We start from the raw sequence: 15,430 nt of genomic DNA on the forward strand, positions 1-15,430 counted from the left end.
CCAGCGGAGTGGACAGCCGAAGTCAGACCTTCGATACCTCGCTGCTATCAGCGCCCTGATCGAGCAGCTTCGCCGCGATCTTCGACAGCGCCTCGTCGAGCAGCGCGCGGTCTACCGGATCCTCGGAATTCCAGTCGTCGAGGCGGTCCCCGAGCCAGCGCCGCCAGCCCGCTCGCAGCTTGTCGACCTCGGCGCTACCGTCGCCGGTCAGCATGAGGGTGCCCGCGTCGTCGCGCAGCAGACCCGCGTCGGCGGCTTGACGGAAGACCGGCGAGAGCACCTCTACCGGCAGCCGGTGCCGGTAGGCGATGGCGTACACCGTGGCCGGAGCGCCTTCCTTGGCGTAGAGGTACACCTGCCCCAGCGCCCACGCCGCGTCCGGGGTCAGTGTGCTGCCCGAGGCCGCGATGAGCTCGGGGATGAGCGGTTTCTCCGCCCTGGCCTTGCGCACCGTCGTGGCGACCGCACGTTCGAGCTGCACCACCCGGTCGTGCGAATCGGGCACCGAGAAGCCCTCGCCGACGTCGCCGGCACCGTGGCGAGCGCTGTCACGCAGCCGCACCTGCGGCAGGAACCAGGCGACGACGAAGCCGACCAGTGCCACCGGGACGACCCAGCGGAACACATGGTCGATCGACTGCGCGTAGGCGTCGATGATGGGCGCCGCCTGCTCGTGGGGCAGCTCCCGCAGCAGCTTCGGATTCGCCGCCACCTCGGGCGAGACGCCCGGCGTCTGTCTCAACGCGTTCTCCAGCGCGGTCGTGCTCTGGTTGGTGTAGAGCGTGCCGAAGACCGCGGTGCCGAACGCGCTGCCGAGGGTGCGGAAGAAGGTGACGCCCGAGGTAGCGGTGCCGAGATCGGCGTAGGGCACGGTGTTCTGCACGACGATGGTGAGCACCTGCATCGACAAGCCCAGCCCGGCCCCGAGAATCAGCATGTACAGCGATTCCAGCCAGATGCTCGTGTCGTACCCCATCGTCGACATCAGGCCCAGACCCACCGCCATCACCGCCATGCCGACGATCGGGAAGTACCGGTACTGCCCGGTCTTTCCGACGACCTGACCGGAGAAGATCGACGTGATGAACAGCCCGACCACCAGCGGCAGCGTGCGCACACCGGAGATCGTCGCCGTCGCGCCGTCGACGTATTGCAGGTAGGCGGGTAGGTAGGTCATCGAGCCGAGCATCGCGAAGCCGACGATGAAACTGAGCACCGACGACACCGTGAACACCCGGCTGCCGAACAACCGCATCGGCAGCATCGGCGCCTTCGCCCGGTTCTCCACCAGCACGAACCCGGTGATCAGCACCACGGCGAGCACGAACAATCCGATGATCTGCCAAGAGCCCCAAGGATATTCGTTGCCGCCGAACTCGAGCCCGAGGATCAGCGCCGAGACCCCGAGCGCGATCAGGCCGATGCCGAGGTAGTCGATCACCGGCCGGGCGACCGCGCGCAGATGCGGCAGCGTGCGCGCCGCCATCACCACCATGATGATCGCGATCGGCACATTCACGTAGAAGCACCAACGCCAGCTGGCGTGGTCGGTGAACAGCCCGCCGAGGGTGGGCCCGACAACGGTGGTCACGCCGAACACCGCGCCGAGCGCACCCTGATATTTGCCGCGTTCACGCAGCGGAATGGTGTCGGCGATCAGCGCCATCGAGGTGACCATCAATCCGCCCGCGCCGACGCCCTGGATCCCGCGCGCCACGATCAGCATGACCATGCCGCCCGCGACACCGGCCAGTGCCGAGCCCGCGATGAAGATGATGCCGCTGATCTGGAACAGCAATTTGCGGCCGAACAGGTCACCGAGTTTGCCCGCGAGCACGGTCGCGACGGCCTCGGCGAGCAGATAAGCGGTCACCACCCAGGCCATGTGCCCGGCGCTGCCGAGGTCGGCGACGATCGAGGGCAGCGCCGCCGACACGATGGTCTGGTCGAGTGCGGCCATGAGCATGCCGAGCACGACGGTCGCGAAGATGATGTTGATCTTCGCCTTACTCATCGGCTCGACAGGCTTGTCTACAGCAACACCATCCGGCATTGCCCCAGTATGGGCTTTCGGGTCCAGCACCAGAGCCCAGTGACACGGCAGCAATCGCCACCGATCACTCAGCGCACGGCGTAGCTTCCCAGGCCCGGTTCGAGCGCGGCGAAGGCGATCTCGGCATCGCGGGTCAGCGCGGCGGCGATCTCGGTGGCGGATTCACCGTCGAGCGTGCGGCGCGTGATCTCGTCGAACAACACCCGCTGGACACCGGCGAGTTGGGCCGCGGCGACGCGCGGGGTGATATCGCCCGGGTCCGCGCCCGTCTCCGTGGCGAGCGCTTTCGCCAGCGCCGTCTGACGGTCGTCGTGGAACTCGCGTACGCGCGCCGTCAGCGCGGGGCTGTCGGCGATCATTCTCGCGAACGGCTCTCCGCTGAACCCGATGACCTGGCTCTGCGCCGCTACCGCCGCCAGGTAGGCGTGGCGCAGCGCGGCCAGCGCCGATTGGCCCGGCGCGCGTTCGCGCACGATCGCGGCGAGCTGGTCGATGTAGATCTCCCCCAGGTCGAGGGCGAGGTCTTCCTTGCGCGGGAAGTAGTTGGTGACGGTCATCTTGGCGACGTCGGCGGCTGCCGCCACCTCGGCGATGGTCACCCGGTCGAATCCCCGCGCCAGGAACAGCTCGGTCGCCCGGTCCGAGATCTGCTCCCTGGTCTGCTGCTTCTTCCTCGCCCGTAGGCCCGGCTGCGTCGTCATGTCACCAGCATATCTGAAATCGTCCTAAATTTGTTCTTGACATATTTTTAGGTTCGTTCTAAGTTTGTGCTCGTCGCCGCAAGCGACACGATCGAAGGAGACAGCGCATGCCGCACGGAACCGATATCGCCGCCGAGCCCCTCAGCACCCGTTCCACCCATGAAGGAGCAGCCGATATGGCCCGATACACGACATTCCGCGACGCACTCTCCGCGCCGGAACCGCTGACCCTGCCGACCCCGCGCCGGGCGCGCACCGCCGCACAGTTCCCGTCCACGCGCCGAAGCGGCTCCGAGTCGGCCATCCGCGGTGCGCAGACCCGCTCGACCACCGTGCGCCGTCCGATCCGCATCCCCGGACGCTGAGCAACCCGACCGGTGGGGCAATCCACTCGCCCCACCGGTTACCGGCCCACCCTTTTCGTCGCACACCCCGGGAGCTCTCTTGACCGTCACCGCCGACCCCATTCGCGACTACCTGACCGCCATCGGCCGCACTCCCCTGCTGACCGCCGAGCAGGAATACACCCTCGGGGCACGCATCGCCGCGGGTGCCGCTGCCCGCGCCGAATCGGCCGAGAATGATTCAGCCGGTATCGAACTCACCGCAGCACGGCGAGAGCTGTTGCGCCGCACCGAACTCGACGGTCTGCGCGCGAAAGATCAGATGGTGCGCGCGAATCTGCGCCTGGTCGTCTCCATCGCGCGGCGGTTCCCGACCAACACCGGGATGTCGCTGCTCGATCTGATCCAGGAGGGCACGCTCGGGCTGATGCGCGCGGTGGAGAAGTTCGACCACGAGCGCGGACTCAAGCTCTCCACCTACGCGACGTACTGGATCCGGCAGTCGATCGGTCGCGCGCTCACCGATCAGGGGCGCACGATCCGGCTGCCCTCGAATGTGGCCGACGTGCTGCACCGGGTGATCCGGGTGCGGCGCGAGCTGGCCCATCAGCTGGGGCGCGCGGCCACGATGGAGGAACTGGCCGCGGGCGCCGAGCTCACCGTCGCGCAGGTCGAGGCGGTGCTGCGGCACGAAGCCGAGCCGGTATCGCTGCACGCGCCGGTCGGCGATGACACCGATCTGGGCTCACTGCTCCCCGACACCACGCCCGAGCCGGCGGATGTGGTCGCGGATCGGATGCTCGGCGGCTACGTCGAGGCGGCCTTGGCCGCGCTCACCGAACGCGAATCCGCCGTCATCCGACTGCGTTTCGGCCTCGACCGCGGCGAAGGGCGCACGCTGGAGGAGGTGGGTTCGGCGCTCGGCTTCTCCCGCGAACGGGCACGCCAGATCGAGGCGAAAGCCATGGCCAAACTGCGCAAACCCGCCTGTGCCCGTACGCTGACCGGATTGCTGGGGTGACCCTTCCCTCCTATCTTACTCCAGAGTAAGATAGGCGCATGGCATGGAAACCAACTGACATCGCGGACCAGTCCGGGCGCACGTTCGTGATCACCGGGGCCAACGGCGGCCTCGGTGCCGAAACCACCAAGGTGCTGGCAGGTAAGGGCGCCACCGTGATCATGGCCTGCCGCAATGCGAGCAAGGCGCAGCCGATCGCCGACGCCATCCCCGGCGACGTGCGGGTGGCCGCGCTAGATCTGGCCGATCTGGCTTCCGTGCGCGAATTCGCCGCCCAGCAGGGCGAATTCGATGTGCTGATCAATAACGCGGGCTTGATGAACATCCCGTTCTCACGCACCGCCGACGGTTTCGAAACCCAGTTCGGCGTCAACCACCTCGGCCATTTCGCGCTCACGGGACTGCTGCTCGACCGCGTCCGCGACCGGGTGGTGTCGATCGCCAGCATCGCGCACAAGCAGACGCCGAAGCTGTGGATCGACGATCTCAACTACGAGAACCGTCGCTACCAGCGCAATCTCGCCTACGCCCAGGCCAAGCTCGCCAACCTGATGTTCGGCCGTGAACTGCAGCGCAGGCTCACCGAGGCCGGTTCGGCGAAGAAGTCCTATGCCGTGCACCCCGGAGTCTCGGCGACGGATCTGTTCGCCCGCACCGAGACCCCGCTGGATCGGGTCAGCAAGCCGTTCATCAAGCTCATCGGCCATGCACCCGCCAAGGCAGCGCACTCCACGCTGTTCGGGGCGACCGAACCCGATGCCGATCCCACCACCTATTGGGGCCCCAATAGGTGGATGCAGTCCCAGGGGCCGGTCGAGGCGTGCCCGTCGAGCAAGATCTCGCGCGATCCGGAACTGCTGCGCAGGCTGTGGGAGGAATCCGAGCGGATGACCGGGATCAGCTACAAGTTCTGATAATTCACTCCACGATCGAGAGCACGATCTTGCCGCGGGTGCGCTGATTGTCGCTGATCTCGTGGGCCTTGCTCACGAGATCCAACGGCAGGACCGTCGCCACGTGGGGTCGCAGCGCACCTTTTTCGACCAGGTCCGCGATGGCCCGCATGCCCGCACCGTCCGCTTCGACCATCATGAACCCGGCCCGCAGGCCGAGCGGGCGGGCCACCTCCACCAGGGCGGCTTCCGCCGGGGAGGCCAGCGAGACGACGATGCCGCCGGGGCGCAGGGTCCGCAGGGAACGCGGGCCGTATTCGCCGCCGACGGTGTCGACGACCACGTCGATGTCGCGGGCCGCATCGACGAAATCCGTTGTCGTGTAGTCGATTATCTCGTCAGCACCGAGATCGCGGACGAAGTCGTTGTTGTCGGCGCGGGCGGTGGCGATGACATACGCGCCGAGCGCCTTCGCGATCTGCACCGCGACGTGGCCGACCCCGCCCGCGGCGGCGTGGATCAGCACGCGCTGACCGGGCTGGACGTCGGCGGTGTCGACGAGCGCTTGCCAGGCAGTGAGGGCGACCAGCGCCGATGCGGCAGCCTCGACGTGGGTGAGGTTGGCGGGCTTGCGCGCGAGGTGGCGCGCCGGCGAGGTGACGTACTCCGCGTAGGTGCCCGCGGCGTGCGGCAGACGAGGCATACCGAACACCTCGTCACCGGGGGCGAACAGCGTCACACCGAGACCGACTGCCTCGACCACGCCGGACACATCCCAGCCGAGTGGAATGATCGCGCCGAACAGTCCACCGCTGCTGCGGTGCCAGGAATCGGTCGGGTTCACGCTGGCAGCGTGTACGCGGATCAACACCTCCGCCGGTCCCGGAGTCGGCTTGTCGGCCTCGATCACGCGCAGGACCTCGGGCCCGCCGAAGGTGTCCTGACCGATTGCCCGCATGGCTCGTCTCCCTTTGTCTCGCACACCGTTTCGAAGTGATTCGGCTGTGTGATGACGACGATGCCCGGTCAGCGAGACTGCGACGAGTGGCAAGAACGCCAATATATGCAAGAATCTTGCCATGCATCGCGTGGTGGTTCTGGCACTGAACGGGGTCTATCCGTTCGAATTGGGGATACCGGCCCGAGTCTTCGGCACGGCGACCGGTACCGACGGTGCCGCGCTGTACGACGTCCGCACCTGCAGTCTCGACGGCGCGCCGGTGTTGACCAATGCCGACTTCACCATCGCCGTCGAATACGACAGCAGCGCGCTCGACGAGGCCGACACCGTAGTGATTCCGCCGTTCTCCACGTGTGACGCGCCGGAATCCGAGTGGATGCCCGCCGGACTGGCTCGCGTATTGGGTCGGCTGAGGCCCGACACCCGCATCGTTTCGATCTGCACTGCGGCATTCGCGCTCGCCGCCGTCGGCCTGCTCGACGACCGACAAGCGACCACACATTGGAAGGCCGCCGACCGGTTCCGCAGCAGGTTCCCCCAGGTCAGAATGGATGCTGACGTACTGTTTGTCGACGAAGGACGCATCCTCACCGCGGCGGGCAGCGCCGCCGGGATCGACGCGTGCCTGCACCTGCTGCGCCGCGACCACGGCAGCGTGGTCGCCAATCACGTCGCCCGGCTGTGCATCGTGCCGCCCTGGCGCGAAGGCGGACAGGCCCAGTTCATCGACCGTCCCATTCCCGAACCCACCTCCGCGACCACTGCCGCCACCCGCGCCTGGGCGCTGACCCACCTCGACGGCCCGCTCCCGCTGGCCGAACTCGCCGCCCACGCCCGCATGAGCGTGCGCACCTTCTGCCGCCGCTTCCGCGAGGAAACCGGCCTCCCACCCGGCCAATGGCTCACCCAGCAACGCGTCGACCGTGCCCGCCACCTCCTCGAAGCCACCGACCTCCCGATCGACCGCGTCGCCGCCGACGCGGGCCTCGGCACCGCGGCATCCCTGCGCCAGCACCTGGCCACCACCATCGGCGTCTCCCCCACCGCCTACCGCCAGACCTTCCACGCCAGGACCTCGCGGTGAGCGCCGAGCGCGGCGACCTGCTCCTACGCAGCCTGTAGTAGGCGGGTACCGTGGAGCGCGTGTCCGTTCCACCTCCCCGCCCGGCGTACAACCGTCCGGCCCTGATCGCGCTGGTCTGTGTCGTCGCGCTCGGCTGTCTGGCGCTGGCCTGGTGGCAGTGGGAGCGGTTCGAATCGGCGTCGGGGACCGGCCAGAATCTCGGCTACGCGATGCAGTGGCCGCTGTTCGCCGCGTTCGCGGTGTTCGCCTATGTGCGGTTCGTGCGACTGGAACGCGAGGCCGACGAGCCCGCCCCGCCGGGCACGGGCAAAGCCGAGGCGCCGCGCGAGATCCCCGCGGGCATCCTGCCGGAACGGCCCAAAGCCGCACCGTCCGACGACCCGGAAACAGCCGCCTACAACCAGTACCTGGCGCAACTGCACGCCAGCGACATCGATGCGCAGGTCCGCACCGCCGGCTTGCACACCCCCGAGAGGAACGCCGGGTGACCGACAACAACACCACCGCACCGTCGCTGGACAAAGACACCGCCGCCCCCGCGGACAGCGCCCCTGCCGCGGGCAGCGCCCCCATCGCCAAGATCGCCTCCGCCCTGCAGCGCTACCGCGTGCTCGCCTGGGTCACCGGCCTGTGGCTGCTGCTGCTCACCATCGAGATGATCGCCAAGTACGGCTTCGGCGTCGACACCCCCAGCTGGATCGCGGTCGTGCACGGCTGGGTGTACTTCGCCTACCTGCTGGTCACCGCCGACCTCGCGGTGAAGGTCCGCTGGCCCATCGGCCGCACCGTCGGCACGCTCATCGCAGGCACCATCCCGCTGCTCTCCTTCTTCGTCGAACACCGCAACGCCAAAGACGTCAAGCAGCAATACAGCCTCTGACCTCGACGAAAAGCGCCGCCGCCCCGGTAATCCGGAGCGGCGGCGCTGTCGTTGTACGCCTCTACCTCAGGCCAAGGCGGCCAGGGCGGGGATGAGCTGGGTGAGGGCGCGGCCCCGGTGGGAGATCGCGTCCTTCTCGGCGGGGGTGAGTTCGGCGGCGCTGCCGGTGCCACCCTCGGGGAGGAACAGCGGGTCGTAGCCGAAACCACCGTCACCGTGAGGTTCGCGGGCAATGGTGCCCGGCCATTCGCCGCGCACCACCGTGGTGGTGCCGTCGGGCAGGACCAGCGCGCAGGTGGAGACGAAGCGGGCGCCACGGCGGTCGTCGGGGACGTCGCCGAGCTGGCCGAGCAGCAGGGTGTTGTTCGCCGCGTCGTCGCCGTGGCCGCCTGCCCAACGGGCCGACAGCACCCCGGGCATCCCGTTCAGCGCGTCCACTTCGATGCCGGAATCATCCGCCACGCACGGCAATCCGGTCGCGACGGCACCGTCACGCGCCTTCGCGATCGCGTTCTCCTCGAAGGTGGCGCCGGTTTCGGGTGCCTCCGCGTAGGGCGGCACCTCGTTCAGGCTCACCAATTCGACTCCGGCGACACCGGCTTCATCGAGAATCCGGCGAAGCTCCTTCAGCTTCTTGGCATTTCGGCTGGCGACCAGCACACGCGCGGCCACGACTACTTCTTCGCGGACGGCTCGGGCAGGGTGCCCGGGTACGGCAGCGCCAGTGCCGCTTTCTGGATCGCGAACAGCTGCTCGGCGCCGGCGAAAGCCGAGTCCAGCATCTTGTCCAGGGTCGACCGAGGGAACGTCGCGCCCTCGCCGGTGCCCTGGATCTCGACCAGAGTTCCGGTGTCGGTGGCGACCACGTTCATGTCGACCTCGGCACGCGAGTCTTCCTCGTAGGGCAGGTCGAGGCGAACGCGCCCATCGACCACGCCCACGCTGACCGCGGCGATCATGCACGAAATCGGCTGCGGATCAGCCAGTTTGCCCGCGGCGGCCAGATAGGTCACCGCATCCGAGAGCGCCACGTACGCGCCGGTGATCGCGGCGGTGCGGGTGCCACCGTCGGCCTGCAGCACATCGCAGTCGAGCGCGATCGTGTTCTCGCCGAGCGCGGCCAGGTCGATGCAGGCCCGCAGCGACCGCCCGATCAGCCTGCTGATCTCCTGCGTCCGCCCACCGACCTTGCCCTTCACCGACTCCCGCCCGCTGCGGGTGTGCGTGGCGGCGGGCAGCATCGCGTACTCCGCGGTGAGCCAGCCCAGGCCCGAATCCCGGCGCCACGGCGGCACCCCCTCGGTGACGCTCGCGGTACACATCACCCGCGTCTGCCCGAATTCCACCAGCACCGACCCCGCCGGGTGCGTGGTGAAACCCCGAGTGATCTTCACGTCGCGGAGTTCGTCATCCGCCCTACCATCAGCTCGTCTAGACACAGCGGACAGCTTAGTTGGAGCGTCGGCGCGCGCGAGTTCGCGGCCCCGCCGGTCGGGGTTCGGGGACTACAGGTCGAAGGTCTCCCCCGGCGACACCGCGTGCACAGGCCCCGAGAAGGCCGCCTTGGCCTCCGCGATGACGTCTTCGCGCGCGGTCCACGGCGGGATGTGGGTCAGCAACAGCTCCTTGGCCCCGGCCCGAGTGGCGATCTCGCCCGCCTCGGTGCCCGAAAGATGAATCCCCGCAGGGCGATTGGCCGGATCGTGGGTCCACGACGCCTCAGCCATGAGCACGTCGGCACCCTGCGATAACTCGACAACGGCATCGCACATGGCGGTGTCGCCGGTGTAGACGAAGACCCGGCCGTCGGCCGCGGTGATCCGCAGCCCGTAGGACTCCGGCGGGTGGAACATCCGCCGGGCCTCCACCGTATGACCGGGCCCGAACGGGATCGGCGTGTTCTCGACCCACGCCTGCGAGTCGATCACATCGGACCAATCGTCGGTCTCGCCCCCGATCTCCGCGGACGCGTTTCCGATCCGCAGCGGCGCGTCGGACGGTCCGCGCACCAGCGCCTTGCCGGTCGGCGGATTCGGGTGATAGCGACGCCACACCAGCAGTGCGGGCAGATCCAGGCAGTGATCCGCGTGCAGGTGGGTGAGGAAGATGTCGACATCGGCCGGGTTCATGTGCTTCTGCAGCGCGCCGAAGATCCCGGGACCGAAGTCGATGACAATCGGCCGCATATCAGCGCCCGTCAGCAGGTAGCCCGACGCTGGAGAGTCCGGGCCGGACACACTGCCCGAGCACCCGAGGACGGTAAGGCGCATGCCCCCATGCTGCCACGACGTGCTGGTACTCACTGCAGGATCCCCCCAATTTCCAGACCGGATCCCCGGCTACCGCGTTGGTACTGCGCGGCCGACCGATGCTCCACGGCGGCGTCGACGTTCATCTGACGAGAGTACCCAGCCCGCGAGCACTCCACCCACCGCCCCGAAAAGATGCCCCTGCCAAGAAATTCGAGGGTCGCTCGGCAGCACGCCCCACAGCATCGAGCCGTAGAACACGAGGATCACCAGCCCCACCACGATCTGCCCCACATTGCGCGCGAACCACCCACGGCAGATCAGATACGTCAGCCAGCCGAACACGATCGACGACGCTCCGACGTGCACACTCCCCGCCGACCCGGTGAGCCAGGTGCCGACGCCGGCGATCACCCAGATGATGGCCGTCGCCGCGATCCCCCGCCCGAGCCCGGAGAGCAACACGAGGAACCCGAGCACCAGCAACGGCAGCGTGTTGGCGAACAGATGTTCCCACCCGCCGTGCAGCAGCGGCGCCCACAGAATGCCGTCGAGCCCTGCGACCTCACGCGGCTCGATGCCTGCCGCGTCCAGTTCGCCGGGCGCCCCGGGCGGCCGGTCGTGGGAGAGCACCATATCGACGCCCTCGATCACGTACAGGGCTGCTACGAAGCCCAGAATCGCCACGGCCGCCCGAACCCACGACCCGCCGCGCGAGGCACCGGTTCCCGGACTCGCGTTACCGAACGAGGCACCCACCCCACCGCTCACCGACATCGCCTCCACTCCGGCAAGGGACCGTCGAACAGCCCATTGATCCGAGCGTACCGAAGCCGGGTGACATCGGGTCAGGCCCAGAGTTGCCCGTCCAGCTTCTCCTCGGCTTCGTCCAGCGTGCCGTCGTATGCCCCGGTAGACAAGTATTTCCAGCCACCATCGGCGACCACGAACGCGATATCGGCCCGCTTGCCCGCCTTCTGCGCCTTCTTGGCGACGCCGAGCGCGGCGTGCAGGATCGCCCCGGTGGAAATCCCGGCGAAGATTCCCTCCTCGCCGACCAGCTCGCGTGTCCGCTTCACCGCGTCGTAGGGCCCCACCGAGAATCGGGTGGTGAGCACCTTCTCGTCGTAGAGCTCGGGAATGAACCCCTCGTCGATATTGCGCAGGCCATAGACCAGCTCGCCATATCGGGGTTCAGCGGCCACGATCTCGATCCCGGGCACTTGTTCGCGCAGGTAGCGCCCGGTGCCCATCAGGGTCCCGGTAGTACCGAGCCCCGCGACGAAATGCGTGATCTCCGGCAGATCGGCCAGCAATTCCGGCCCGGTCCCCTCATAGTGCGCGAGCGCGTTGGCCGGATTGCCGTACTGGTACAGCATCACCCAATCCGGATTCTCCGCCGCGATCTGCTTGGCCTTCGCGACCGCCTGATTCGACCCACCGGCGGCGGGCGAGTCGATGATCTCGGCGCCGAACATCGTGAGCAGCTGACGCCGCTCCACCGAGGTGTTCTCCGGCATCACGCAAACGATCCGGTAACCCTTGAGCTTCGCCGCCATGGCGAGCGAAATCCCGGTATTGCCGCTGGTCGGCTCGAGAATCGTGCACCCGGGCGTGAGCCGCCCGTCTGCCTCGGCCTGTTCGATCATCCGCAGCGCGGGACGGTCCTTGATCGACCCGGTGGGATTGCGGTCCTCCAGCTTGGCCCACAGCCGCACATGATCGTCGCCGTCCCATTGCGGTGACAGTTTCTGCAATCCGACGAGCGGGGTGTTACCCAGCGTCGCGATCAGCGATTCGTAGCGGGCCACGGTGTCAGGCGCCGCCGGCCACGGCGGGCAGGATGGTCACCGACGCGCCCGCGGGCACCTCGGCTTCCAGCCCGCCGGAGAAGCGCACGTCCTCGTCGTCGACGTAGATGTTGACGTAGCGGTTGAGCTTGCCCTCGGAGAGCAGCTTCTCGGCCAGCCCCGGGTGGTTCGCGTCGAGGTCGGCGATGAGCGCGGACAGGGTCGAGCCCTCGCCCTGCACTCGCTTCTCACCTCCGGTGATACCACGCATGATGGTCGGAATGGACACGGTTACCGGCATGAGGGACTCCTCGGGGGTGGTGGCTTTTCTCGGACGGGTTCAGTAGGAATCGACGATGCGCACCGGTTCTTCGGTGACCTCGCCGTCGACGATGCGGTAGCTGCGCAGTTCGTGGGACTGCGGATCGCGCGTGGAGACCAGCACGTAGTGCGCGTCCGGTTCGGCGGCGTAGGAGATGTCGGTGCGGCTCGGGTAGGCCTCGGTGGCGGTGTGCGAGTGGTAGATGACGACCGGCACTTCGTCGGCGTCGTCCATCGCGCGCCACACGCGCAGTTGTTCACCGGAATCGAACCGGTAGAAGGTAGGCGAACGTTCGGCGTTGACCATCGCGACGAAGCGTTCGGGACGGTCGCTGCCCTCGGGCCCGGCGATGATGCCGCAGGCCTCGTCCGGGTGGTCGGCGCGGGCGTGTGCCACCATCGCGTCAACGAGATCGGCCCTGATCACCAGCACTTGTCGACCCTTTCCACATCCTGCTCGAGCGTTGTCGAGCACCAACCCTCGACAACCACTCACCCTATTCGGGTATTCCGCCGGGTGCGCACTCCGGTCCCCGCACCGCGCTTGATCAGCGCGGGAACAGATCGTGGTAGGCCAGGATCGCGGCGATGGAGGTCGCGGCGAGCACGGCGTCGACGACAGCGCGTTCGACCACCACCGCGGCGGCCGTGCACAGCTGGTCGAGCAGCAGCAGATCGCCGGGGAACGCGGCGGGCAGCGGAAGCGGTGCGACCTCGACCGCCCCGGTGGCGAGCGCGAACAGCGTGTCGCCGTCGAGTGGGGAGTGCACGGGCCGGATCGCGCGGGCGAGTCCGTCGTGCCCGGTGGCGGCCATGCGCCGGCAACCCGCCGGGTCGAGGGCGGCGTCGGTGGCGATCACACCGATCGTGGTGTTGAAGACGGTGCCCTTCACCGGTATGGCAGTCAGCGCGGCGATTTCCGCCGGCGTCCCCGGCCGCAGCCCGAAGAAGTCGGGCCCGTCGGTGCCGACACCCCACGGCAATCCGGTACGCGGATCGACGACCGACCCGACGGGATTGGCCACGATCACCGCGCCGACGGTGACACCCGCGCCGGGACCGTACGCGAGAACCACACTCGCCGAACCGATTCCGCCCTTGAGCGCGCCCGCCCGCGCACCCACACCGGCGCCCGCGGTGCCCCTGGCGAACTCGGTCGACGCCGCTGCGGCCGCGCGATAGCCGAAGTCCGCGTCGGGCCGGATGCCCCAGTCGCCGACCGGGAGATCGAAGATCACCGCGCCCGGCACGATCGGCACCACGCGGCTCGGGTCGGTGGGGTCCATCGCAATGCCCTCGCCGTGTTCCTCGGCCCAGCGCATGACTCCGTCGGCGGCGGCAAGGCCGTACGCGCTGCCGCCGGTGAGGAGCACGGCGTTGAGCTGACGGACGGTGTTGGCCGGGTCGAGCAGGTCGGTTTCCCTGGTGCCCGGTCCGCCGCCGCGCACGTCGACCGAGGCGGTCGCGCCGCCGGGGACCCGCACCACGGTGCAGCCCGTCGCGGCGCCGGTACCGAGCGTGACTTCGGCGTCGAGCGCCTGGTGGTGGCCCACCAGCACACCGGCGACATCAGTGATCGAGTTGCGTACCCCGGGGCCGCTGCGCATCATCTGGTCCTTCGTGTGATCCGGTCAGGGCGCGAGCGCTTGCAGCAGTGAATCCTGCATCCAGGTCAGCCAGTGGTAGACGTCCAGATGCGGAGCGCGGGGATCTTCCGGATCGAAATGGTCGGGCGTGTCGTCGTCGATGTCGAGCAGCGTGCCCAGCGCGAGACGAACGTCGGTGAGCGCGGCCAGCCACGCGTCGGCCTGCTCGGGCGAGAGCACGATCTTGCCGCCCACTTCCGGGCAACTGTCGAGCACAGCCTGCCCAGCGGCCAGTTTCGCGTCGATGATCTCCGGCTCGTGCAGGCTGCGCAGCGCACTGTTGAGATCGGCGCGCTTGGCATCGGGGGAACCGGGTTCGGCGCGGTGGAAATCGGGCAGCAGGCGCAGCAGTTGCGGATCGTCGGGCGGGGTGGTGTTGCCCGTCCGCAAGCCGGTGAGCGCGGCGAGTTCGTCCTCGGGGGCGTCGGCGGCGCGGTCGCTGAGCAGCCCGGACACCGCGCCGATCAGGGAGCGAAGGACGGTGGCCTCGTGCTCGTCCATTTCGGATCGAAGCTTCAGGCCACTCAGTGAGTTCTTCCTGCTCCACTTACGCACAGGCTCAGGTTAGTCGAGTCGTCAGTCGCGCTGCATGGTTGCCCAGAGCCCCGCGGCGTGCAATCGGCGCACGTCCTGCTCCATCTTGTCGCGCGAACCAGAGGACACCACCGCTTTGCCCTCGTTGTGCACCTGCATCATCAACTCGGTCGCCTTGGCTTTGCTGTAGCCGAACAGCTTCTGGAAGATGTAGGTGACGTAGTGCATCAGGTTCACCGGATCGTCCCAGACGACGGTGACCCAGGGCCTGTCCTCGGCCTCCAGGATCTCGGTGTATTCGGTGGTCTCCGGCGTCGCCTGCGGTGCCGACAGTGCGGCGTTCACAGCGTCGGTGACGGCGCCGGCCCGAACGGAATTGCACACGGCCATGAAAACCAGGGTACGACGCAGCCCGCAGGAAACAACACCCGCGGTGACTAGAGTTTCTGGTGTGCAGATCCGTGACGAGTTCGCCAGCACCGCGTTGCTGACCGACCAGTACGAACTGACCATGCTGGCCGCGGCGCTGGCCGACGGTTCGGCCGGTCGACAGTGCACCTTCGAGGTGTTCGCCCGGCGGTTGCCGAACGGTCGCCGCTACGGCGTCGTCGCGGGCACCGCTCGCCTGCTCGACGCGCTGGCCCGTTTCCGTTTCGGCCCCGACGAGCTGGCCGTGGTCGCGAAGTTCCTCGACCCGGCCACCGTCGAATGGTTGCGCGAATATCGCTTCGGCGGCGATATCGACGGTTATGCCGAAGGTGAGCTGTATTTCCCCGGCTCGCCGATCCTGACCGTGCGCGGCAGTTTCGCCGAATGCGTGCTCCTCGAGACCCTCGCGCGGTGGATAGTAAAACAACAAACCCCGGTCGCCACCGGGGGCCGGCCCCGGGGTGGTGGGGGGGGCCGGGGGGGGGGTGTAGTACATTGGGGGCGGGGGGGGGCCCCACAGACCG

At 68.2% G+C, this 15,430-nt stretch carries 19 protein-coding genes and 1 pseudogene; 7 read left to right on the top strand and 13 right to left on the bottom strand.

Features of this window, described 5'->3' with window-relative positions; all coding sequences use genetic code 11:
- Positions 1–22: 22 nt before the first annotated feature.
- Positions 23–2,053, bottom strand: a complete 2,031-nt coding sequence (locus ACFWPX_RS34375; RefSeq protein WP_378932515.1) for an MDR family MFS transporter — start codon at positions 2,051–2,053, stop codon at positions 23–25.
- 68 nt (positions 2,054–2,121) lie between these two features.
- The gene (locus tag ACFWPX_RS34380) at positions 2,122–2,754 is read right to left on the bottom strand and encodes a TetR/AcrR family transcriptional regulator (RefSeq protein ID WP_378921663.1); all 633 of its coding nucleotides are present in this window, start codon (positions 2,752–2,754) and stop codon (positions 2,122–2,124) included.
- Between the two features lie 107 nt (positions 2,755–2,861).
- Here ACFWPX_RS34380 and ACFWPX_RS34385 point away from each other — a divergent pair, with 107 nt between their 5' ends.
- The 3 genes from ACFWPX_RS34385 (at position 2,862) to ACFWPX_RS34395 (ending at position 5,033) form a co-directional block, all read left to right on the top strand.
- Positions 2,862–3,119: a hypothetical protein gene (locus tag ACFWPX_RS34385; RefSeq protein WP_378932518.1), complete on the top strand. Its 258-nt coding sequence runs from the start codon at positions 2,862–2,864 to the stop codon at positions 3,117–3,119.
- A 79-nt stretch (positions 3,120–3,198) separates the two neighbouring features.
- Entirely contained in the window at positions 3,199–4,119 is a 921-nt protein-coding gene (locus tag ACFWPX_RS34390) for an RNA polymerase sigma factor RpoD/SigA (protein ID WP_378932521.1), read from the top strand.
- Positions 4,120–4,157: 38 nt separating this feature from the next.
- Entirely contained in the window at positions 4,158–5,033 is an 876-nt protein-coding gene (locus ACFWPX_RS34395) for an oxidoreductase (RefSeq protein ID WP_378921658.1), read from the top strand.
- A 4-nt stretch (positions 5,034–5,037) separates the two neighbouring features.
- Here ACFWPX_RS34395 and ACFWPX_RS34400 read toward each other — a convergent pair whose 3' ends face one another.
- Positions 5,038–5,970 (bottom strand): NADP-dependent oxidoreductase, encoded by a 933-nt coding sequence (locus ACFWPX_RS34400; RefSeq protein ID WP_378932524.1) that lies wholly within the window; start codon positions 5,968–5,970, stop codon positions 5,038–5,040.
- A 121-nt stretch (positions 5,971–6,091) separates the two neighbouring features.
- Here ACFWPX_RS34400 and ACFWPX_RS34405 point away from each other — a divergent pair, with 121 nt between their 5' ends.
- The 3 genes from ACFWPX_RS34405 to ACFWPX_RS34415 all read left to right on the top strand — a co-directional run bounded on the left by ACFWPX_RS34405 (position 6,092) and on the right by ACFWPX_RS34415 (position 7,937).
- Positions 6,092–7,057, top strand: coding sequence for a GlxA family transcriptional regulator (locus tag ACFWPX_RS34405; protein WP_378932529.1), 966 nt, complete (start codon positions 6,092–6,094; stop codon positions 7,055–7,057).
- Between the two features lie 59 nt (positions 7,058–7,116).
- Positions 7,117–7,545, top strand: coding sequence for a transcriptional regulator (locus tag ACFWPX_RS34410; RefSeq protein WP_378921651.1), 429 nt, complete (start codon positions 7,117–7,119; stop codon positions 7,543–7,545).
- Positions 7,546–7,628: 83 nt separating this feature from the next.
- Positions 7,629–7,937: a DUF3817 domain-containing protein gene (locus tag ACFWPX_RS34415; protein WP_378921713.1), complete on the top strand. Its 309-nt coding sequence runs from the start codon at positions 7,629–7,631 to the stop codon at positions 7,935–7,937.
- A gap of 66 nt (positions 7,938–8,003) precedes the next feature.
- Here the strand turns inward: ACFWPX_RS34415 and rdgB are convergent, their stop codons facing one another.
- From rdgB to clpS, 10 genes are all read right to left on the bottom strand, one after another.
- Positions 8,004–8,609 (bottom strand): RdgB/HAM1 family non-canonical purine NTP pyrophosphatase, encoded by a 606-nt coding sequence (gene rdgB, locus ACFWPX_RS34420; protein ID WP_378932534.1) that lies wholly within the window; start codon positions 8,607–8,609, stop codon positions 8,004–8,006.
- Between the two features lie 2 nt (positions 8,610–8,611).
- A complete protein-coding gene (gene rph / locus ACFWPX_RS34425; protein WP_378638916.1) occupies positions 8,612–9,376 on the bottom strand; it encodes a ribonuclease PH in 765 nt (254 codons plus the stop codon).
- A gap of 66 nt (positions 9,377–9,442) precedes the next feature.
- Positions 9,443–10,207 carry a cyclic nucleotide-degrading phosphodiesterase gene (locus ACFWPX_RS34430; protein WP_378932537.1) on the bottom strand — a complete coding sequence of 255 codons (765 nt, stop codon included), beginning with the start codon at positions 10,205–10,207 and terminating at the stop codon, positions 9,443–9,445.
- A 69-nt stretch (positions 10,208–10,276) separates the two neighbouring features.
- Complete coding sequence (locus ACFWPX_RS34435; RefSeq protein ID WP_378932540.1) at positions 10,277–10,963, bottom strand: rhomboid family intramembrane serine protease; 687 nt, start codon at positions 10,961–10,963, stop codon at positions 10,277–10,279.
- 71 nt (positions 10,964–11,034) lie between these two features.
- On the bottom strand, positions 11,035–11,997 hold the full coding sequence (locus ACFWPX_RS34440) for a PLP-dependent cysteine synthase family protein (protein ID WP_378921643.1): 963 nt from the start codon (positions 11,995–11,997) through the stop codon (positions 11,035–11,037).
- 4 nt (positions 11,998–12,001) lie between these two features.
- The gene (locus tag ACFWPX_RS34445; protein WP_378921641.1) at positions 12,002–12,277 is read right to left on the bottom strand and encodes a MoaD/ThiS family protein; all 276 of its coding nucleotides are present in this window, start codon (positions 12,275–12,277) and stop codon (positions 12,002–12,004) included.
- Between the two features lie 39 nt (positions 12,278–12,316).
- Complete coding sequence (locus ACFWPX_RS34450) at positions 12,317–12,730, bottom strand: Mov34/MPN/PAD-1 family protein (RefSeq protein ID WP_378921639.1); 414 nt, start codon at positions 12,728–12,730, stop codon at positions 12,317–12,319.
- Positions 12,731–12,845: 115 nt separating this feature from the next.
- Positions 12,846–13,907: a P1 family peptidase gene (locus ACFWPX_RS34455; protein WP_378932543.1), complete on the bottom strand. Its 1,062-nt coding sequence runs from the start codon at positions 13,905–13,907 to the stop codon at positions 12,846–12,848.
- A 21-nt stretch (positions 13,908–13,928) separates the two neighbouring features.
- Positions 13,929–14,498, bottom strand: coding sequence for a DUF2017 domain-containing protein (locus ACFWPX_RS34460; RefSeq protein ID WP_378921635.1), 570 nt, complete (start codon positions 14,496–14,498; stop codon positions 13,929–13,931).
- A gap of 21 nt (positions 14,499–14,519) precedes the next feature.
- Positions 14,520–14,867: an ATP-dependent Clp protease adapter ClpS gene (gene clpS / locus ACFWPX_RS34465; protein WP_378921633.1), complete on the bottom strand. Its 348-nt coding sequence runs from the start codon at positions 14,865–14,867 to the stop codon at positions 14,520–14,522.
- A 61-nt stretch (positions 14,868–14,928) separates the two neighbouring features.
- Here clpS and ACFWPX_RS34470 point away from each other — a divergent pair.
- A pseudogene (locus ACFWPX_RS34470) lies at positions 14,929–15,430 on the top strand (nicotinate phosphoribosyltransferase); the annotation flags it as partial.

It is taken from the genome of Nocardia sp. NPDC058518, assembly GCF_042719655.1.
Classification (GTDB): domain Bacteria; phylum Actinomycetota; class Actinomycetes; order Mycobacteriales; family Mycobacteriaceae; genus Nocardia.

Excerpts from the sequence above, each read along its gene's own strand:
- ACFWPX_RS34375 (WP_378932515.1), bottom strand. The coding sequence starts at position 2,053 with ATGCCGGATGGTGTTGCTGTAGACAAGCCTGTCGAGCCGATGAGTAAG.
- ACFWPX_RS34380 (WP_378921663.1), bottom strand. The coding sequence starts at position 2,754 with ATGACGACGCAGCCGGGCCTACGGGCGAGGAAGAAGCAGCAGACCAGG.
- ACFWPX_RS34385 (WP_378932518.1), top strand. The coding sequence starts at position 2,862 with ATGCCGCACGGAACCGATATCGCCGCCGAGCCCCTCAGCACCCGTTCC.
- ACFWPX_RS34395 (WP_378921658.1), top strand. The coding sequence starts at position 4,158 with ATGGCATGGAAACCAACTGACATCGCGGACCAGTCCGGGCGCACGTTC.
- ACFWPX_RS34400 (WP_378932524.1), bottom strand. The coding sequence starts at position 5,970 with ATGCGGGCAATCGGTCAGGACACCTTCGGCGGGCCCGAGGTCCTGCGC.
- ACFWPX_RS34405 (WP_378932529.1), top strand. The coding sequence starts at position 6,092 with ATGCATCGCGTGGTGGTTCTGGCACTGAACGGGGTCTATCCGTTCGAA.
- ACFWPX_RS34430 (WP_378932537.1), bottom strand. The coding sequence starts at position 10,207 with ATGCGCCTTACCGTCCTCGGGTGCTCGGGCAGTGTGTCCGGCCCGGAC.
- ACFWPX_RS34435 (WP_378932540.1), bottom strand. The coding sequence starts at position 10,963 with ATGTCGGTGAGCGGTGGGGTGGGTGCCTCGTTCGGTAACGCGAGTCCG.
- ACFWPX_RS34445 (WP_378921641.1), bottom strand. The coding sequence starts at position 12,277 with ATGCCGGTAACCGTGTCCATTCCGACCATCATGCGTGGTATCACCGGA.
- ACFWPX_RS34455 (WP_378932543.1), bottom strand. The coding sequence starts at position 13,907 with ATGATGCGCAGCGGCCCCGGGGTACGCAACTCGATCACTGATGTCGCC.
- clpS (WP_378921633.1), bottom strand. The coding sequence starts at position 14,867 with ATGGCCGTGTGCAATTCCGTTCGGGCCGGCGCCGTCACCGACGCTGTG.